This window comes from Psychrobacter sp. 1U2, assembly GCF_051847575.1.
In genome coordinates this window covers 1-19483 of record NZ_JBPYDC010000019.1, presented here as the reverse complement: position 1 = coordinate 19483, position 19483 = coordinate 1, and the positions used below count along the sequence as shown (strand labels likewise).

Here is a 19483-nt window from a genome sequence, read left to right as displayed (position 1 = left end):
CAAAAGAGCTAATAAAGATTTTTAATAAGTAGCCGTTATGACTAATCATTCTACTCCTACCATATATTTAGGCACTGGTGGCTACAGCGATACCGACCTACTCGGCACACTATACCCAACAGGCACCAAAAAGACCGACTTCCTACGTGAATACGCTAAGCAATACGGCGCGGTCGAGATTAACAGCACCTTCTACGCGCCTATCGGCCAAAAAGCCTTTGCCGGTATGATTAATAAAGCTTATGAGCAAGCGGATAGTGAATTGAAGTTTGCAGTAAAGCTGCATCAAGACTTTACCCATGCCCGTAAAGGCACTGCCGAACATGCGCAAGCTTTTCTCAATGCCTTGACGCCGCTTATCGAAGCTGATGCTCTTGCCCCTCTATTATTACAGTTCCCGCACGGCTTTGATCGTACTCGCGAGCACCGTTTATATTTAGCCAATCTAGTCAGTTGGTTTGGCGATTATCCTCTAGCAATTGAGTTTCGTCATAACGCATGGCACACCCCGCAAGTGGTCGATAGCTTTAAACAGCAAGGTCTTATTTGGTGTAGCGTCGATTATCCCAAAGTCAGCGGACTACCGCCGTCCAGATTAATATTTACTGAGCGGACTGGCTATCTAAGGATGCACGGCAATAATCTGAACTGGTGGGATGCCATGAGCGCCGCCGACCGTCATGATTATCGTTATAGCCAAGAAGAGATGATGGCTTGGGCGCAAGCCATCGCCAATCAGCGTCAGCATTTCGATACGCTATATATCTTCTTTCAAAACACCGTAAATGCGCATGCTTATTATAATATTGCGATGTTGCGAGAGGCGTTAGGTAAATTTGGGTTTGAGGTGTTGTAAAGTAGAATCAAATCTTCTACAGAATATGCAACCATGTATAAATAAGTTATGGAGCAATATATGTTACCAAAATACAAAGACAGTAAGTTTCAGTGCCTTCATTGTAATACTGTTGCGACCCAAGAATGGTTTGATGCTGACGAGGCTGGTACTACAGCTATAGAAATTATTAACCATCTCTATTTAAACTACAGATCAAGTGTTAATGTCACTGGTCAAGAGCATGTCATGAAATTTTTGAACAGGATCGACAATAATTTTCAAATTCGTCTTTATGAATTTGTACCTAAGAACTTCTCAGTAGCAACTTGCGCTGCATGTAATAATTTTACATTATGGATTAATGAAGAGATTGTTTATCCTAAGAAAACCAATATTCAGCCACCTAATGAAGATTTAGATAAAGATATAAAGGCTCTTTACATCGAAGCCTCACAAATTCTTATAGACTCTCCAAAAGGTTCAACAGCCCTTTTGCGCTTAGCACTTCAAAAGCTCTTAAAACAAGTAGGTAAAAGTGGCAAGAACATTAATAACGATATAAAGGAATTAGTAGCAGAAGGTTTGAACTCTACAGTACAACAGGCTTTAGACCTTTTAAGAGTTATTGGCAATAACGCCGTACATCCCGGTCAAATAGATTTAGATGACGATAAAAGTATTGCTCATGGACTATTTAATATTTTAAACTTTATTGCTGACGAACTAATTACTAAGCCCAAAGAATTAGAGGATTTATATAACAGATTAATTCCACTAGAAACGCAAGAGCATATAAAACAACGCGATGGAAAATAATAAATAATTACTCCTTAATATTTAAAATGAAAATGATAGTTCAAACCAAAAAAAAGGACGCCTCTCAGCGTCCTCTTTTTATTTATAAATCAAAAGCTAGGTAGCTTATTTACCTTCAACACCAGCATCTTGACCTTTGTATTTTGCGTTTGCGTAGTCCCAGTTTACTAGCTTGTCTAGGAACGTATCGACATAGTCAGGACGACGGTTACGATAATCGATGTAGTATGCATGCTCCCACACGTCACAAGTCAATACGGCAACTTTATCATGTGCAAGTGGGTTATCGGCGTCGCTAGTTTTCATGATAGACAATTTGCCACCGACTTTATCGGTTACTAGCCAAGCCCAACCTGAACCAAACTGTGAGGTTGCTGCATTCTTGAACTCTTCACGGAACTTATCATAGCTACCGAAATCTTCTTCGATTTTGCCTTTTAGATCACCAGTAGGTTCGCCGCCACCATTGTCTGGCGTCATGCAGTTCCAGTAGAACGTATGGTTCCAGACTTGCGCTGCTTGGTTAAACATCGTTTGCTTGCTGTCATCTTTCGCAGTCGCTTCAATGATCTCTGGTAGCGTTTTGTCTTCTAAACCAGAACCTGGTAGCAAGTCTTTTAATTTGTTTACGTAAGCGGCGTGATGCTTATCATGATGATACTCGAGCGTTTCGGCACTAATATGTGGCTCTAATGCGTCTTTGGCATAAGGAAGATCTGGTAATTTAATATTTGACATAGTTATTTTATCCTTGCTGTTTTAGCCAACGATTCATAGCATTGAATTCTATACCGTTTTAATGATAGAGCTCACTATAAAAGAGTAGACTAAGTTGGCTGAGTTTATTATTAGTGAATATGCACTGGTGCTTATGCACCTTGTTATAAATTCCCTTATCAGAAATCTAAAAAGTTATAACCCTAAAACGAGCTTAATAACTCCGAGTCGCTACTTATCCATTTAAATCAATGTTATAGATTCTAAATTAATAAGAAGCAAACTTAGAGAGTATAAGTCGTAAGCTATAATTCACTGTAGCTTGTAAACCAGTATAACAATAGTCGCGGATGATATCCGTTACTGAATGTTATAGAGCGTTTGCGAATTATTATAGGCTAGCGGATAACGCAGCGTAAATTCTTAAATTTTGGATATATCTTATGAGTACGACTTCTCTAAAACACACACAAAATTTATCAAAGGATCAGTTCAGCGAATTTTCAGCACAAAAGCAATGGGTACTCGCTAGCAATAATAAAGGCAAACTAGCAGAGTTTGAGCGTTTATTTACAGCGGCGAATCTGGACATTACTATCACCCCTCAAGGTCAGCTAAACATAGAGGACGCGATAGAAGATGGTTTGAGCTTCGTTGAAAACGCGATTATCAAAGCGCGCCATGCTAGCCGTAGCAGCGGTTTGCCAGCGATTGCTGATGATTCAGGCTTATGTGTGCCCGTACTCGGCAACGCACCCGGCATCTACTCTGCTCGCTATGCCGGCGAGCATGGCAACGATGCTAAGAATAACGCTAAATTAATTGAGGACTTGCAGCCTATTTGCGCACAGAATCGCACTAATAATAAGGATACACCAATTAAAGGACTGTTTGTCTGTGTCCTAGCGCTGGTCCGTCACGCTGACGATCCGCTACCGATTATCGCGCAAGGTCTGTGGCAAGGCGAGATACTGGACGCGCCTCACGGTCAGGGCGGTTTTGGTTATGATCCACTGTTTTGGTTACCTGAGCTTGAGGCAACAGCTGCGAGTCTGGATAGCGATCATAAAAACCAAATCAGTCATCGCGGACAAGCGATTAGGCAGTTATTGCAGCAATTATGAGGTTTTTGGCGTCCATTTATTGCTTTTAGCAAGCGATTTAGAGCAAATATACCGTCAGGTAACAGATAGCTTTTACTTTAATTAGTAGATAGCTTATACTGTTCTACTTTTAAATTTTATTGCTGCTCGACTTTGACCCTTTTATTTGATAACTGACTGACTAATAACAGTAATCAGGGTTTGCGGACAGCAATAATGGTTATCAGCGCTAAGTATTTGAAGCTTAGTATTTAAAGCTGATATCTGCGATACCCTATTCATTCTAACGGCAATCGATAACTCGTTTATCTTTATCCATATATAAGCGCGATTGGCTATTATTTAAATCATCTAAGGTGTAATTAACATGGCTACAGATTTACAAGTCACAACCAATAAGCTGTCTAACAAAGAGACACAACTGACGGTTAAAGTCCCAGTTGAAAAAATCCAAAATAAGGTCGAAGGCCGTATTCGCCAAGTGGCAAAAACTGCCAAAATTGACGGTTTCCGTAAAGGCAATGTGCCGATGTCGCATATCCGCTCACAGTATGGCGCGGGCATTCAGCAAGAAGTCATCAATGATGTCATCCGCGATACCGTCTTTGAAGCGATCAAAGAAGAGGACATCCGCGCGGTTGGTATGCCAAATATCGATGACGTCAAGCTTGAAGATGACTTCTTAGTCTATCAAGCGACCGTTGAGATCTTCCCAGAAGTGGAAGTACAAGGTATCGATGAGATCGAAGTGGAGCGTCATACCGCCTCTGTAGATGATGCCGATGTCGATACGATGATCGAAAACCTACAAAAGCAACGTCAAGAGTTCGTTGAGAAAAAAGGTAAAGCGACCAAAGATACTCAGGTCACTTTCGATTTTGAAGGCTCAATCGATGGTGAAAAATTTGAAGGCGGATCAAGCGAGGACTTCAAACTAGTTATCGGTAGCGGCCAGATGATCCCAGGTTTTGAAGATGGTATCAAAGGTATGAAAGCTGGCGAAGAAAAGACTATCGATGTGACTTTCCCAGAAGATTATCAAGCCGAAAACTTAGCCGGTAAAGAGGCCCAGTTCAAAATCAACGTTAAACTGGTTGAAAAACCTAAGCTACCTGAAATCGATGATGAGTTCCTTGAGCTATTCGGCGTGACGGAAGGCGGCGTGGATAAATTAAAAGAAGACGTCCGCAAAAATATGGAACGCGAAATCAAGAACGCGGCTCGTAGCCAAGTGAAGCAAGCGACTTTTGATGCGCTACTAGAAAAAAACGAGTTTGATGTACCAAACGCTATGCTTGAGCAAGAAATCGACCGTCAACGCAGCATGATGATGCAGCGTTTCGCTCAGCAGTTCGGCTCCAGCGCTGATAGCTTCGATAAAGATATGCTCCCTAATGAGCTGTTTGAAGAGCAAGCGCTACGTGCCGCTCGCCTTGGTATCATCGTCGCTCGCGTCATCGATACCAAAAACATCGAAGTCGATCAAGATCGCGTCGAGACTTTCATCAAAGAAGCTGCTGAAAACTACGAAGATCCAAATGAGGTCATCGAGTACTACACCAACGATAAGCAGCAACGCGCTAATATCGAATCAGTAGTCTTAGAAGATCAAGTGGTTGATTATCTCATCGAGCAAGGCAAAGTCACTGACAAAGAAGTCAGCTATCAAGACTTGCTAGCTGCTCAGCAACAACAACAGCAAGCGATGTAATAGACGAAAGAACTAGTTACTAGCTAACAGAAGTTTATTAATTATTGTATAACAAAATGCCTCAACAACTCTGTTGGGGCATTTTCGTTAGAGCAATTTACGTTTAGCACTAGTCATCTCCACTACTCATAGATACTTTTTTAGTATCTTTGCCGCCCACCCCTTGATAATTGACTATCAACGCCTTATTAATAGGGAACAATTTATCATTTATAGTTAACTCACTATAACAAGCTAGGCATTTACTACTGCTAGTCAAAAAAGTTACTATTACTGCACTTTTTATTTGTTAACTTTTCATTTATTAATAGTGTTCATCTATTCTAATAACCGCTATTGTATTTTATCTTTTTATTTCATATTAGGACATTGCTATGACAGATTATGATCGCATTACTGCCAACCCTCATTTCGATATGCTGATGAGCGCCCACGATCAGGTACAAAGCGCAGGCCAAGCGGCACAAGGCGCATTGGTTCCTATGGTGGTTGAGCAGTCCGCTCGCGGCGAGCGTTCATTCGATATTTTCTCGCGTCTATTACGTGAGCGGGTGATATTTTTGACCGGTCAAGTCGAAGATCATATGGCCAACCTTATCGTTGCTCAGTTGCTGTTCTTAGAAGCGGAAAACCCAGACAAAGATATTCATCTGTATATCAACTCTCCTGGCGGTTCTGTCAGTGCCGGTCTCGCTATTTTTGATACCATGAACTTCATCAAGCCGGAAGTATCCACTATCTGTATGGGCGGCGCTTATAGTATGGGCTCATTCTTACTAGCAGCGGGTGAGCGCGGTAAACGCTATGCGCTAGCCAACTCACGAGTGATGATCCATCAGCCTTCAGGCGGCGCGCAAGGTCAAGCGACCGATATCGAGATTAATGCGCGTGAAATCATTAAAACTCGTGCCCGTTTAAACGAGATTTTGGCCGAGCGCACAGGTCAGCCAGTAGAGAAAATCGAAAAAGACGTTGAGCGTGACTTTTGGTTAGATGCCAAGGAAGCCAAAGAATATGGCTTAGTCGATGAAGTATTAGAGCGTCGCCCAGCGGAACTAAAAAAATAGCCTGTTGCCTAAACGGTTATTAAGCCAAAGAAATCGCCAAACTTCGTTTATCGCTAAGTTTTAAACCAGAAAAGTAAGATTTTAGGAGTGCCCCTACATGGCAAAAGACAAGACCCCGCAGTGTTCATTTTGCGGTAAAGCCAAAAATGAAGTGAAACAGTTAATTGCCGCTGATGATGCCAATATCTGTAATGAATGTATTGAGCTGTGTACTGACCTCATCGTAGACAGCGTTGACGAGGAAGAAACAGAGGGCGAGCTAGATACCTCATGGGTCAATAAAAAGCTACCGACTCCTAAGGAGCTGCGTGCGAAGCTTGACGACTATGTGATCGGTCAAGACGCGGCCAAAAAAGCCTTGGCAGTCGCGGTTTATAACCACTATAAACGCCTAAAAGTGAGCCAAACCTTAGCGAACGATAAGAAGAAAGCTAAGATCGGCGCTGATGATGCGATGGTTGAATTGGCGAAGAGCAATATCTTGCTAATTGGCCCAACTGGTTCGGGTAAAACCTTACTAGCGCAGACTTTAGCGCGCCTCCTTGACGTTCCTTTCGCTATGGCGGATGCGACAACGCTCACCGAAGCCGGTTATGTCGGTGAAGATGTCGAAAACATCGTCCAAAAGCTGCTGCAAGCTTCTGATTATGATGTCAGCAAAGCTGAGCAAGGTATCATCTATATCGATGAAATCGACAAGATCAGCAAAAAAGGCGAGAACCTATCGATCACTCGTGACGTCTCAGGCGAAGGCGTTCAGCAAGCGCTGCTCAAACTGATCGAAGGCACGGTTGCCGCTATCCCGCCGCACGGTGGTCGCAAGCACCCGCAGCAAGAGCTCATCCAAGTCGATACTAGTAATATCTTGATTATCGTTGGTGGCGCTTTTGCTGGACTTGATAAAGTCATTCAGCAGCGCACTGAAAAAGGCGGCATTGGTTTTAACGCTGACGTCAGCTCAAAAGACGATAGCCGCCGTAGCTCAGACCTACTACAGCTAGTAGAGCCAGAGGATTTGATTAAGTTCGGCCTTATCCCAGAGCTGATTGGCCGTTTGCCGGTTTTGGCGGCTTTAGAAGAGCTAGACGAAAAAGCGCTCATACAGATATTGACCGAGCCTAAGAACGCTTTGGTTAAGCAGTACGAGTATCTATTCGATATGGAAGGCGCTAAAATTACCTTTACCCAAAAGGCGCTTGATGCCATTGCCAAAAAAGCCATGGAGCGCAAGACAGGGGCACGCGGTCTACGCTCTATCGTCGAAAATGCGCTGCTAGAAACCATGTATGAGCTACCTTCAATGGAAAATGCCAAATCGGTCACTGTTGATGATACGGTCATTAATGAAGGCAAAATTCCTAAAATTGCTTAATTGGTCATCTGTTATCCTAAAGGTGTCTGGCATTATATATGCTAGACACCTTTTTTTATGCTAAAAAATGACAGCTGCGTATACCAATGTGTTTCGGCGCTCAGCCTAAGCCGTGATAAGCTCATATAATAAATTATTATGTTTACCGTATTATTGTATTCATTTAACACTCGTGCTTTATACCTTATCATCACTCTCATCATTACAAAGGATTGTTAATCATGTTGAATTCCATGACTGCTATGACCTCTGCTCTACGTCAGCATTTACCCGATTCGTTAAAACCGCATGCATCAAATAGCGCTCAAAGTGAAGATATTAGCGACTTCTATAAAGGCCATGTCGCCGCTATTACTGGTGCAGGCTCTGGTATGGGTCGGGCGCTTGCCCTGCATTTAGCCAAAATGGGCTGTGAAGTGGCGCTCTCAGATATCGGCGCAGAGCCGCTCGCTGAAACGCAAAAACTGCTAGAAGGTTATAATGTCAAAAGCACTATTGCCGTCCTTGATGTGGCTGATAAAGACGCCGTTTATGACTGGGCGGATAGCGTTGTAGCAGACCACGGCAAAGTAAATTTTGTCTTTAATAATGCTGGCGTAGCGCTCTACTCTACCGTAGAAGGCAGTAGTATCGAAGAGCTAGAATGGGTGATGGATATTAACTTTTGGGGCGTCGTCTACGGCACCAAAGCCTTTTTGCCACTGATTAAAAACAGCGTCAAGCTTAGCGAAACCGAAGCGAGCATTAACAAGGATGACAATAAATCGCGCCAATTCAATGAGCACGGTCATGTTATTAATATCTCAAGCTTGTTTGGTCTAACCGCTCAGCCTTCACAGTCCGCTTATAATGCCAGTAAGTTTGCGGTACGTGGCTTCACTGAGAGCTTACGTCAAGAGCTAGATATTCAGCGCAGCGGCGTCTCGGCTACTTGTATTCATCCAGGCGGCATCAGAACCAATATCGCCAATAGCGCGCGTGGTAACGACAGCATAAGCGAGCTTGGAATGCGCTCAGGTCCAAGCGCTATTCGCAGCTTCAATAAGTTTTTGAAATTCGATGCCAACGACGCAGCTTGGGTCATTCTAGAGGCAGCCGCTACCAATCAGCCGCGTCGCTTGATTGGTAATGATGCTAAGATGATAGATGCCGTGCAGCGGGTATTTCCAAACCGTTATAGCAAAATACTTAATGATGTTAACAAGCTGTCCCGTAAGATGAAAGGTAAAAAGCGTTCAAAAAAGACTAACTAAGACCACTCGTCTTATTACCCTCAAATACTAATAGCTTGCGATTGACGTTTTAAATACTAAACACGCTTAAACCTATAAAGGTTTAAGCGTGTTTTTTTATAAAAATAAAGGCATAAAATGACCACTAAGCTTTGTCTGTCTCACTACTTGCTATAATAATATTATGCTCAACTTGTAGAGTAAATCACTCTAACAAGTACGCTATGTCCTTATAATTATTTTGATTAAAGTGTTCTATGACTATTGTAAATAAACACTAATCTGCTACCCTTCTTATTTATTTAAACCAATACTACTCCTATAATCTCACTTAAAATAGCATATATATACGTGACAGCATATTATGATTTAAGATAAGGATATCCCAATGAAGAATAATTTATTAACTAAACCATCTATCCTTACGGTCGCACTGTTAGCAGTCAGCAGTATCGGTATTACAAGCTGTAGTAATGATGGCAGTGTCAAAGCCACAGATCGCTTGGAAGAAGCCGCAGCCATCGCCCGCGTACAAGGACTTGAAGCGCGTGCTGAACAGCTCAAAAACGACATGCCAGCTGCTACCGAAATAAGCACTAATAACGCAACTAGCGGCACAGCTACGATAAAAATGCCAGATGAATCGACGATTCCAGATAATGAATATGGTGAATCTGTACGCCGTGGCTTAGAGATTGTCAATCATACTTATCGTGAGTTACCTGATAATGTAGGCAATCAGCTCAACTGTACTAGCTGTCATTTAAGCAATGGTTCAGAAGCTTACGCCGCTCCTTGGAATGGGCTACCCGGTATTTTTCCTATTTACCGCTCTCGCGATGCGCGCGTTAACTCCTTACAAGAACGCGTCAACGGTTGTTTCCAGCGTTCTATGAACGGTAAACCGTTGGATTTAGGCTCTAACGAGATGAACGCTATTATCTCTTACATGACTTGGCTGTCACAAGATATGCCTATCGGTGTCTCACCTGAGGGTCGCGGCTTTGTGAAAGTGGACAATACCTTGGAGCCAAACCCCGACAATGGTGAAAAGCTGTTCGCCGAAAAATGTACGGTCTGTCATGGCGAGAACGGTGAAGGTCAGTACAATGATGATGGGACCTATCTGTATCCTGCTGTCGCTGGCGATAAGTCATATAATGACGGCGCGGGTATGGCGCGTACTTACAAAGCGGCCGCCTTTATCAAAGGTAAGATGCCATTTGGACAAGGTAATACGCTCAGCGATCAAGAAGCGGTCGATATTGCCAGTTACTTCACGCACCTTGATCGTCCTGTCAAAGCTAATAAAGACAAGGACTGGCCAAACGGTGGCGCTCCTGTAGATGTGCGGCGCTAATCATAGACACGAAATTGAAAAATCAAGATCCCAGCTATTATGCATAGCTGGGATTTTTATTATTAGCTGATTAGTAAAAACAGCTCTAATTCTATAAAGTCGCTGCTAAGGCAACTTCATATCGCCCGCGACTAGCCAGCCTGACTTTCTCATTAGCCAAGCCACGGCGCCTGCAATAATAGCCGGTAATACAAACATTAATAAGATAATCGCCGTCCACAATTGCGTGGTACTCATCAGCGCCTGTGAAGCTTCGATCACTCCGAACACGCCAACCAGTCCTGCTGTGCCCATGCCCGCGCCCGTCGCAGTACAAGCCAGCTCAAACACCACGGTTGCGATAGGTCCAACTATGGCGCTAGCCACAATAGCAGGTAGTAAGATAATAGGTTTTTTCAATACATTTGGGATTTGCAGCATACTAGTGCCAAGCCCTTGCGAGATGACACCGCTAAAACCATTATCCTTAAAGCTTGCGACCGCAAAACCAATCATATGCGCCGCGCAGCCAACCACCGCCGCGCCACCAGCCAAGCCGCCAAGCCCAATCGCAATACAAATCGCGGCGCTAGAGGTTGGGAGCGTCAGTAAAATACCGACGATGACCGCAATGACGATACCCATTAACAAGGGTTGCAATTCAGTCGCCGCCTGTATGCCTTGACCGACCGCATTAACCGCAATGACTACTGGTGGGTTTAAAAAAGCGCATACTGCCCAAGCGACAGTACAGACTACTAAAGGTACAAGCAAGATATCCAGTTTAGTCTTACCAGAAACCCAAGTACCTGCTCGATACGCAAACACTGAGGCCAAATAAGCACCAATAGGGTTACCGGGGAGTGCCAAAAAGGTCGCAGGGCCCGACTCTTGCGCGGTAAACAACGTCCCCGCCATAAAAGCTTCGGTATGCGCGCCAAGCATACCAGCGACTAAGCAGCTGAGAATCACTAGCGTCGGAGCTTTGAGATAGTAAGCGATGCCTACGCCTATCCCTGCGCCCATTAACACAGAGGCGAGTTTGCCGATAGCTATCAGTGCCGGAATCTGTAACCAACCGCCGATTTGCGAGATGATAAGTCCTGCGATTAAAGTAACAAACAGCCCCAAGGCCATACCAGTAAAAGCATCGATAAAGTATTTTTGAAAGAATGATTTAATCATGCCAGTTGACGCTGTCGTCGTCTCAGCTGAGTTCATTATTAGGCTCTCACTGTCAATTGATAAAGGGGATAGTCTTGCTGATCGCTATCAGCTCAGATAATCTATTGCTAAAACATCTTATCGTTAAAATACGCTGCTATTCAGTTTACTTCTCAAAAAAATAGCACAAAAAAAGCGTCGATGTGACGCTTTTCCTTAATGATAATAACGACTTCTAGCAACTATCGACGCTGCTCAACGATAATGGAATCGATACCGTTGTTCTGCAAACGCTGCTGCGCACTAGTAACTTCCTGACGATTGTTCATCGGACGCGAAATCACCTGATAAATAGGTAGGCCATTACCGGTCATGTTTTTGACGACTCTAGCATCCACACCTGCCATTAACACTTGCGCGCGGCGACGATCCGCCTCATCAGCATCACCGAAGCTGTTGATTTGTAGGATATAAGTCGGGGCTTGTGCTCTTTGTACTGTCGCTGTGCCACTACCAGCCGCTGTATTGGCATTGTTTGCTCTATTACTGTTTGGAGGCGTAGGCGTGGTACCATCGTAAGTGGCGTTTTCTTCTACTATCGTAATCTCATTATTTGCGTCGCTGTTGTTAGCTGCTGAGTTGCCACTCGGTTCAATCGTCGTATTTTCAGAGATACCTAGATTGCTATTGTCATCCTGATTTTCAGGCTGAGTCACGACGACGTCAGCCTCAAATTCATCTGTAGCGCCTAAACGATCATTCTCTAAGCCGCCGATATCTTCATCAGGAATAGTCGCCATCTCTTGATTAGGCAAGATATCATAAAACTCATAATCTGCATTATCCGTGTCCGTCTCTACTCGCTGCTGTATCTGCCGATCAGCATCAGCCGCGGTTTCACTCTCGGCCGGACTAAAATTAAACAAGGGCGAGAGGTATAAAAACACCCCTATCATGAGCGTCAGTATCGCGCCAACGAACATCCACAATAAGCCTGATACGCTACTCGACTTGCGCTTTTCAGTGGCGCCTCTAGGTTTTTTGGCTAACATGGATTGGTTTCTCCCTACTGAGTTGGTATAAGACGACGTTGATATAAGACTACACTGGTATCAGTATAACGTATTCGCTTACATGCTAGAAGGTGCAGTCAGCCCTAAAAGATTTAGGCCATTAGCCAGTACTTGCCGAACTGCTTTAGATAAACGCAAACGCGCCTGCATCATCTCCAGCTCATCTGTGCTTGGTGTCGCCCCTGAGGTCAGGCTCATAGGCAAGATACGATTGGTGTCATACCAGCCGTGGAATAGCGCTGCTAATTCTTTTAAGTAGTTGGTCAAGATGTGCGGCTCATAACCCGTCGCTGCCCGTAATAAAGTCGCAGGATAAGCGGCTAACAGCTTAATAAGCGCCTCTTCACTTGGAGCGCTCAGCAAGTTTTGCTGCGCCGCGCCAACGCTGTCATCGACACTCAGCCCGCTAGTCTGTAGTTTTTCTAATACACGGCAGACGCGAGCATGTGCGTACTGAATGTAATACACTTGGTTGTCTTTGCTTTGTGATTTAGCAAGCTCTAAATCAAAATCTACGTGCACCTCAGGCTTACGCGCGACATAATAAAAACGCGCCGCATCATTGCCGACCTCTTCGCGTAGCTCACGCAAGGTCACAAACTCACCAGAGCGCGAGGACATCTGCACTTTTTCGCTACCACGCCACAAGGCGACAAACTGTACTAAGACTACATCCAAACGCTCAGCATCGATACCGAGCGCTAATAGTGCGGCTCGTACTCGCGGTACATAACCGTGATGATCCGCGCCCAACACATCGATTACTTTATCAAAACCACGATCGAACTTGTTTTTATGATAAGCGATATCAGAGGCAAAATACGTGGTTTGGCCATTAGCACGGCGTACTACGCGATCTTTTTCGTCGCCAAAATCTGTGGATTTGAACCAAATATTGCCGTCTTGCTCATATAGATGACCTTTTTCCTGTAACACTTGCAGCGCCGGCTCAATCTCATCAGTGATCGATCTTTCGCTAAACCAGCGCTCATAACGCACGCCAAAATCGTTCAAATCATCTTTGATATCGGCCAAAATGCCAGTCAGCGCGGCATTGAGAAACAGCTCATAATTCTCGCCCAATAAGTGTTTGCTATTAGCAATCAGCCCATCAATATGCGCCTCTTTATTGCCTGAGATCAGCTCTTTTTCACCAGTAGCATTGATATCATACTTAGCATCTGCAGTAACATCTTTAGCGATTTGGGCAAAAGAATGCACGTAACTAGCGCCGTGCTGCGTCTTTAAAGTTTCGGCGATATCACGAACATAGTCGCCTTTATAAGCGTTAGAAGGAAAAGTCACATTCTCGCCGTTCGCTTCTAGATAGCGCAAATAAGTACTCGTCGCCAAGATATCCATCTGCCGACCAGCGTCATTGACATAGTACTCACGGGTGACATCATAACCCACTGCTTCGAGCAAATTAGACACACTCATACCAAAGGCAGCGCCGCGACCATGACCAACGTGTAAGCTTGAGGTCGGGTTAGCGGAAACAAACTCCACTTGCACCTTTTGCCCTGCAAACTGCTCACTGAGACCAAAACGATCTTGCAGAGTAAAAATATCTTCTAAAACCGCAAACTTCGCATCGCTATTCAAAAATACATTAATGAAGCCAGGCCCGGCGATATCAACTTGGCGGATATCTTGATTTTCGGGTAGCGCGTTAACGATTTGCTCCGCTACAGCGCGCGGACTACTCTTCGCAGCCTTAGCAGCGGTCATCGCAATGTTGCTCGCAAAATCGCCGTGACTAAGGTCTTTAGTACGGGTAATCTGGCTATTATTTTGCCAATCAGCAGGCAATACGCCGCCTTCTTTTAGAGTTTGGACAGCGTCTTCGAACAGGGCTGCTAAAGTATCGATTTGGGCTTGTGACATAAGGGTATGAACTCAGATAAATATGACGAAAAAGTGATAACCCGTAAATATAACAATCTTTGCAGGTTATTGCATCATTATTGATAAAAATAGCGTTAAACAGCCACAATTTATGGCATCTAACGACTAGGGCGTGTTGAATGTAGTAATACTGTCATATTGCCAACCGTAAAAGTTCATATCAAAACCGTTCCACGTTATAATATGGCTTTTATTTTTATTTCACTTAAGGAAAAATTATGTTCGCCATTGCTGCTAGCACGGTTACCAACTGGGGGCTGTATATATTACTACCTGTATTTATCGCTTTCTTATTTTTTATTATTTGGGACCTTTCTAAAAAATCTGACGCAGGGCGCGCGGGAACCTTTTGGATGTTTTTAGCTTTAGGCGCAGGTTTTGTAGGGTTTATTATCAAAGTTTTAGTCGAAGTGGCTTTTGAAAAATGGTTTATTGGTTAGGCTCAACCACTTCACTGACATAAGTGGATAAACTCCAAGCCCCACCAGCTTCTATTAAGCGACACATGCCAGTCGTCAATTCACTAGAAAGCACAAAACTTTTGCCATTCCAAACCCAGTTAGACATTGACCAACAGTCGCCTAATCCGCGACCTTTATGCGCGGAAAATATCTCACCTTCACTATACTCTGAACCAGATAGAGTAATTAATTCAGGTTTATTTGGTTTGTCGTTATCGAGCAACCAATAGCCATAACCAAAGTTGTAGGCGCCCGTCCAGCAAGACTGGCGAGCTAAGGTATGATCCCTATCAATAGCTATGAACTGCCAAGTCTTATTCTTTTCATCGAACCAGCTTTGGTCTGAGGTCAGCACGTTACAATCGGTGCGCGCTTCACTATCAAGAGTCGCTACTGCCCATTTATTAATATTATCTTGAAAATAGCTCAGTGTTGATGAAGCAAGTGATGTGTTCTCTTCGTCAGAATAAGCAAATGCTTTTTTGATTATAAGTTTTGCTTTGGCAGAGTTAGGAATTTGCCGATTGGGATTGTTTTTGCTGACTAAAGCTAGCGGCGTGCCTACGCGCCCTTGCACATCATCTATCTTGAGTAATACAGCAGCCATGCCTTTATCAGAGATTTTCCATCGATACGCACCCCTTGCAAAGACTATTTTGGTATTTTGGCGTGCATGTTTGAGAAGCTGAATCGCTTGTATGCTAGTCAATTTACTGTCTTTAACCTCGCCATAGGACTTATCATTTAGCCATAGCTCAACAGGATCACTTGCTGATCCTAGTTCAGCATCTTCTCCGTCTGAAGACTCCCAGTCGTTTAATAAAACCTTGGCATCAGGTACTTTTACTCCCGCCTCTACGGTCATCAAGATACTACCGCGCCAATCGGCTACTTCGTCGGTATAGCCAGCTGCTCGGCACGTCAAGGTATTATCACAGACCAATTGCAGTCGTCGCTTACAAAGCCACTGCCTTCAAAAGGATGGCCATACGCCGCTAGTGCTGGTAAAGACCATAAGCTGATAGCACTCATCCACAAGAACACTGCTAGCGTCTGCGCATTCATGAATTTTTGCACAGCTTGTTACCTCTACATTGACAATAATGCAAAACGACAATAAAGCGAAACGTTACCTTCTAGCTATAATCGTCGCCCGCTTCGGCGCAGGGTATCCCTCAATCGTTTTGCTAGGATCATTGGGGTTAAGAAAATCTGTGAGCGATTGATAAGTCATCCACTCCGTCGCGCGCTGCTCCTCTATCGTGGTCACATCGACATCCACGCAGCGCACTTCCTTAAACCCAACCTTTTCTAGCCAGCCTATTAGCGCCTCTACTGAGGGTAAAAAGTACACGTTATTCATCTGTGCATATCTATCGTGCGGCACTAGTACCGTATTGGCATCACCATCAATCACTAAAGTCTCCAATACTAACTCGCCACCTTTTACCAGCTGACCACGCAGCTGCTGCAAATGTTCAAAAGGCGACTGGCGATGGTAGAGCACGCCCATACTAAACACGGTATCGAACAGTTGACTGTGCTCGGGCAACGCCTCTAAGGGCACAGGAATATAATGCGTACGATAAGCGTCAGCGGCATCCACAAAATGCCTAATCGCCATAAATTGATGATAAAAAAGACAAGACGGATCAACAATAATTACCGTTTCTGCGCCCGCCCCTGCCATGCGCCAACCGTGGTAACCCGAACCGCCACCGACATCGAGCACGCGTCTGTTCTTAAGCGGACTTAAATGCGGAGCCACTCGTTCCCACTTCCAGTCGCTATGCCATTCGGTATCTATCTGAATACCTGAATCATCCTTGCCAAGCTGACCGCCAATATAAAAAGGGCCTTTACGCCACGGCATCAGCTGCTTGAGTAGCGCTAACGTTTGCTTACGCTCAGAGTCACTAAGCTCAGCATTCACTGTGATAGCTGAACTATTCAAATCCACCCTATCAGCAGTAATCGTCGGCAATCGCGCCACGGAGGACTGATAAGCTGGCGCATGCGCGTAATTGCGCTTATCCTTAATAGCCGTTAGCCACTTGGGTAACAGCGCCAGCCACTCATAAGCCATCGGCTGCGTCTCAGCGATGGTCAACAAGGTTAAATACAGTTCGCGTTCAGCATTGGCAATGGTGTGATTGGTCATAAAATTTTCAATTTTCGTCAAGTTATCATTGGCTAGATAATAGTTATAAAAAGAAGAGCAAAGATAAAAAGATTGGCCTCAAGCTTAGCGTGCTTTAACAGTCGTGAAATCTGCGGAGCATGGGTTATTTATTCTTAAGGGTTTGTTTAAAAACTACTTAAACGCTACAATCGACACAAAGTTTAAAAACTGAAACCAAGTCAAATGCCTTGCGAAACCTACTTCATCCAAACGCTGATGATGCTGATCTAAAGTATCGGTAATCAACACATTTTCTAGCGCGTTACGTTTACCGCTAATCTCCATTTCGCTATAACCATTCGCCCGTTTAAAGTCATAATAGCGCTCGACCAGCCAAGCGTCATATTGCTCATCTATAGCATGAGTCTTTTCGGTCAAGACTAAGATTCCACCCTCTTCTAGCGCGTGATATATCTTCTCTAGCACCGCGACTCTATCTCCAGCAGGTAGGAACTGTAGCGTGAGATTGAGAATCACCATATCGCAGGACTCAAATTCGATATCACGAATATCAGCAGTAATCACTTCAATGTCATGCTGCGGATAGTTGTCGTGTAGCAGCTTTTCTGCTTCACTGGTCATGGCCGGTGAGATATCGATCGCTTTAATCTGTAAATCAGACGCTGCAAACTCGCCCGCGAGCGCCATCGTCGCCCCGCCAAGCGAGCAACCCAAATCATAAACACGGCTGACCCGTTGACCCTCACTATTGGTCTGACGATACTTGCAATGACGACGCGCAAAAATCGGGAGCATGGCAAGCACTTGACCATAACCCGGTACGCTACGGCGAATCATATCAGGGAAACAGGCGACCACTTGCTCATCAAAGGAGAAGCGCGCGACTTTATCCAGCGGCGTGGTAAAAGGCTTATCGAATAAAGTATCCGGCTTAATACTAGGGTCGATATCAGTTTTTGGAGAGGGAATAGATTGACTCATGGAACGGCTCATTTAACAAACAGTTTGTATAGTAAGACATTTAGCAAAAGCCCATTATAACATTACTGTTTGTTACTCATAGCACCAAGCCTGCTTGTTATGCTAAATAGGTAAAACTAAGCTTTGTAAGCACATAGCGAAAGACGCAAAACAGGCTTAGTCTAAATCATTAATAATAGGACCTATTATGCAAACAATTATCTTAGGTGGTGGCTGCTTTTGGTGCACCGAATCGGTATTTTTATCCGTAAAAGGCGTCGAGTCTGTGGTTTCAGGCTACATGGGCGGCGAGGCAGCAACTGCCAACTATGGGGCTGTATGCGGCGGTAACAGTGGTCATGTCGAAGTCATAAAAATAAAGTTTGATGACGCAGTACTACCACTAGAAGTGCTACTCGACGTGTTTTTTGCGACTCACGATCCAACGACCAAAGATCGTCAAGGTAATGATGTCGGTAGCCAGTATCGCAGCATAGTCTACTATACGGATGCAGCACAAAAACCAACCGTTGATCGTACGATTAACAAACTGCGTGATATGGGCGTCAACGTCGTTACCGAAGTACATCCTGCCGTTGAATTCTATCGTGCAGAAGAAGATCATCAAGACTTCTTTAACAGAAACCCTAGTCAAGCTTATTGCAACTTTGCCATTCCTCCAAAGCTTGCTAAGCTACGTCAAGAGTTTAAAGAGTATATGGTCGCTTAGACAGTCGACGTTATATTTGTAGGTGTCTAATGTACGTGTTTAAGCCAAGTGTGATTACGCTTGGCTTTTTTGCGCCGTTTAGCGTTATCATAATGACAATGATAATGACCTCTAACACTACTATCTTAAAAAACAGGTTAAGGACATAGAATATGCAAGCTGATTTTTGGCAATCGCGTTGGCTCGAGGGTCGTATTGGCTTTCATAAGTCCGAGGTTAATCCCTTGTTGCGCAAATATTTTTCGACTCTAAATCTTGCGAAAGCCAGTCGCGTACTCGTACCGTTAAGTGGTAAGTCGATAGATATGGCTTGGCTGGCGCAGCAAGGTTATGATGTTGTTGGTATCGAGCTTGTCGAATCTGCAGTAGAGGAATTCTTCACTGAGCAAGGTATGACACCGAAAATTAGCCATCCTACCGATAACGCTGATATAAAACGCTATCAAGGTCAGCTATCAGGGCAGACGATTGAGCTATGGGTGGCAGATATCTTTGCGCTAACGGCTGACAATATAGGTCAAGTTGATGCAGTATATGATAGAGCAGCCTTGATTGCCCTACCGCCAAATATGGGTCCAAAATATAGCGAGCAGATACGCAAACTGAGCGGTAGTGTCGATAAAAAAGCCGCACCACAATTACTGATTACGCTTAACTATGATCAAAGTCAAAAGGACGGCCCTCCGTTCTCAATTAGCGCTGAGCAATTGCAGCACTATTATAGCGATACTTATCAGCTCACTGAGCTTGAGCATAACCCTTCAACACTCAATAGACCTCTTGCAAAAGTAGTTGTGAGACACAACGTATATTATTGAACTCTACTTACTTAATAGATATGCCAAACAT

General features: G+C 44.2%; 19 protein-coding genes. 11 read left to right on the top strand and 8 right to left on the bottom strand.

What is annotated here, in order from left to right; genetic code table 11:
- The first annotated feature begins 37 nt into the window (after positions 1 to 37).
- Entirely contained in the window at positions 38 to 856 is an 819-nt protein-coding gene (locus ACS8FD_RS09740) for a DUF72 domain-containing protein (RefSeq protein WP_439275656.1), read from the top strand.
- Between the two features lie 60 nt (positions 857 to 916).
- The gene (locus tag ACS8FD_RS09735; protein WP_439275655.1) at positions 917 to 1654 is read left to right on the top strand and encodes a DUF4145 domain-containing protein; all 738 of its coding nucleotides are present in this window, start codon (positions 917 to 919) and stop codon (positions 1652 to 1654) included.
- Positions 1655 to 1759: 105 nt separating this feature from the next.
- On the opposite strand, the gene ACS8FD_RS09730 is transcribed toward ACS8FD_RS09735, so the two are convergent.
- Positions 1760 to 2392 carry a superoxide dismutase gene (locus ACS8FD_RS09730; RefSeq protein WP_299221761.1) on the bottom strand — a complete coding sequence of 211 codons (633 nt, stop codon included), beginning with the start codon at positions 2390 to 2392 and terminating at the stop codon, positions 1760 to 1762.
- A gap of 422 nt (positions 2393 to 2814) precedes the next feature.
- On the opposite strand from ACS8FD_RS09730, the gene rdgB reads away from it, so the two are divergent.
- The 6 genes from rdgB to ACS8FD_RS09700 all read left to right on the top strand — a co-directional run bounded on the left by rdgB (position 2815) and on the right by ACS8FD_RS09700 (position 10216).
- Complete coding sequence (rdgB, locus tag ACS8FD_RS09725) at positions 2815 to 3495, top strand: RdgB/HAM1 family non-canonical purine NTP pyrophosphatase (protein WP_439275653.1); 681 nt, start codon at positions 2815 to 2817, stop codon at positions 3493 to 3495.
- Between the two features lie 346 nt (positions 3496 to 3841).
- Positions 3842 to 5185 carry a trigger factor gene (tig, locus tag ACS8FD_RS09720; RefSeq protein WP_439275652.1) on the top strand — a complete coding sequence of 448 codons (1344 nt, stop codon included), beginning with the start codon at positions 3842 to 3844 and terminating at the stop codon, positions 5183 to 5185.
- Between the two features lie 422 nt (positions 5186 to 5607).
- Positions 5608 to 6252, top strand: coding sequence for an ATP-dependent Clp endopeptidase proteolytic subunit ClpP (clpP, locus tag ACS8FD_RS09715; protein ID WP_439275688.1), 645 nt, complete (start codon positions 5608 to 5610; stop codon positions 6250 to 6252).
- Positions 6253 to 6349: 97 nt separating this feature from the next.
- Entirely contained in the window at positions 6350 to 7624 is a 1275-nt protein-coding gene (gene clpX, locus ACS8FD_RS09710) for an ATP-dependent protease ATP-binding subunit ClpX (RefSeq protein WP_439275650.1), read from the top strand.
- A gap of 221 nt (positions 7625 to 7845) precedes the next feature.
- Positions 7846 to 8877 (top strand): SDR family NAD(P)-dependent oxidoreductase, encoded by a 1032-nt coding sequence (locus ACS8FD_RS09705; protein ID WP_439275649.1) that lies wholly within the window; start codon positions 7846 to 7848, stop codon positions 8875 to 8877.
- A gap of 367 nt (positions 8878 to 9244) precedes the next feature.
- Positions 9245 to 10216 carry a c-type cytochrome gene (locus tag ACS8FD_RS09700; RefSeq protein ID WP_439275648.1) on the top strand — a complete coding sequence of 324 codons (972 nt, stop codon included), beginning with the start codon at positions 9245 to 9247 and terminating at the stop codon, positions 10214 to 10216.
- 105 nt (positions 10217 to 10321) lie between these two features.
- Here ACS8FD_RS09700 and ACS8FD_RS09695 read toward each other — a convergent pair whose 3' ends face one another.
- The 3 genes from ACS8FD_RS09695 to argS all read right to left on the bottom strand — a co-directional run bounded on the left by ACS8FD_RS09695 (position 10322) and on the right by argS (position 14319).
- Positions 10322 to 11416 (bottom strand): PTS transporter subunit IIC, encoded by a 1095-nt coding sequence (locus ACS8FD_RS09695; RefSeq protein ID WP_439275647.1) that lies wholly within the window; start codon positions 11414 to 11416, stop codon positions 10322 to 10324.
- Between the two features lie 185 nt (positions 11417 to 11601).
- The gene (locus ACS8FD_RS09690; RefSeq protein WP_439275646.1) at positions 11602 to 12411 is read right to left on the bottom strand and encodes an SPOR domain-containing protein; all 810 of its coding nucleotides are present in this window, start codon (positions 12409 to 12411) and stop codon (positions 11602 to 11604) included.
- Positions 12412 to 12489: 78 nt separating this feature from the next.
- Positions 12490 to 14319, bottom strand: coding sequence for an arginine--tRNA ligase (gene argS / locus ACS8FD_RS09685; RefSeq protein WP_439275645.1), 1830 nt, complete (start codon positions 14317 to 14319; stop codon positions 12490 to 12492).
- Between the two features lie 239 nt (positions 14320 to 14558).
- Here argS and ACS8FD_RS09680 point away from each other — a divergent pair, with 239 nt between their 5' ends.
- Entirely contained in the window at positions 14559 to 14780 is a 222-nt protein-coding gene (locus ACS8FD_RS09680; RefSeq protein ID WP_439275644.1) for a DUF2788 domain-containing protein, read from the top strand.
- Here ACS8FD_RS09680 and ACS8FD_RS09675 read toward each other — a convergent pair.
- From ACS8FD_RS09675 to cmoA, 4 genes are all read right to left on the bottom strand, one after another.
- Positions 14770 to 15744, bottom strand: coding sequence for a DUF1176 domain-containing protein (locus tag ACS8FD_RS09675; protein WP_439275643.1), 975 nt, complete (start codon positions 15742 to 15744; stop codon positions 14770 to 14772). The two genes, ACS8FD_RS09680 and ACS8FD_RS09675, sit on opposite strands and share 11 nt — an antisense overlap.
- Positions 15723 to 15878, bottom strand: coding sequence for a hypothetical protein (locus ACS8FD_RS09670; RefSeq protein ID WP_439275641.1), 156 nt, complete (start codon positions 15876 to 15878; stop codon positions 15723 to 15725). The genes ACS8FD_RS09675 and ACS8FD_RS09670 overlap by 22 nt, the downstream gene beginning before the upstream one ends.
- Positions 15879 to 15930: 52 nt before the next feature.
- Complete coding sequence (gene cmoB, locus ACS8FD_RS09665; RefSeq protein ID WP_439275640.1) at positions 15931 to 16962, bottom strand: tRNA 5-methoxyuridine(34)/uridine 5-oxyacetic acid(34) synthase CmoB; 1032 nt, start codon at positions 16960 to 16962, stop codon at positions 15931 to 15933.
- Positions 16963 to 17115: 153 nt separating this feature from the next.
- Positions 17116 to 17937 carry a carboxy-S-adenosyl-L-methionine synthase CmoA gene (cmoA, locus tag ACS8FD_RS09660; protein WP_439275639.1) on the bottom strand — a complete coding sequence of 274 codons (822 nt, stop codon included), beginning with the start codon at positions 17935 to 17937 and terminating at the stop codon, positions 17116 to 17118.
- A gap of 175 nt (positions 17938 to 18112) precedes the next feature.
- Here cmoA and msrA point away from each other — a divergent pair, with 175 nt between their 5' ends.
- Complete coding sequence (gene msrA, locus ACS8FD_RS09655; RefSeq protein ID WP_439275638.1) at positions 18113 to 18634, top strand: peptide-methionine (S)-S-oxide reductase MsrA; 522 nt, start codon at positions 18113 to 18115, stop codon at positions 18632 to 18634.
- A gap of 152 nt (positions 18635 to 18786) precedes the next feature.
- Positions 18787 to 19452, top strand: coding sequence for a thiopurine S-methyltransferase (gene tmpT / locus ACS8FD_RS09650; RefSeq protein WP_439275637.1), 666 nt, complete (start codon positions 18787 to 18789; stop codon positions 19450 to 19452).
- Positions 19453 to 19483: the final 31 nt, after the last annotated feature.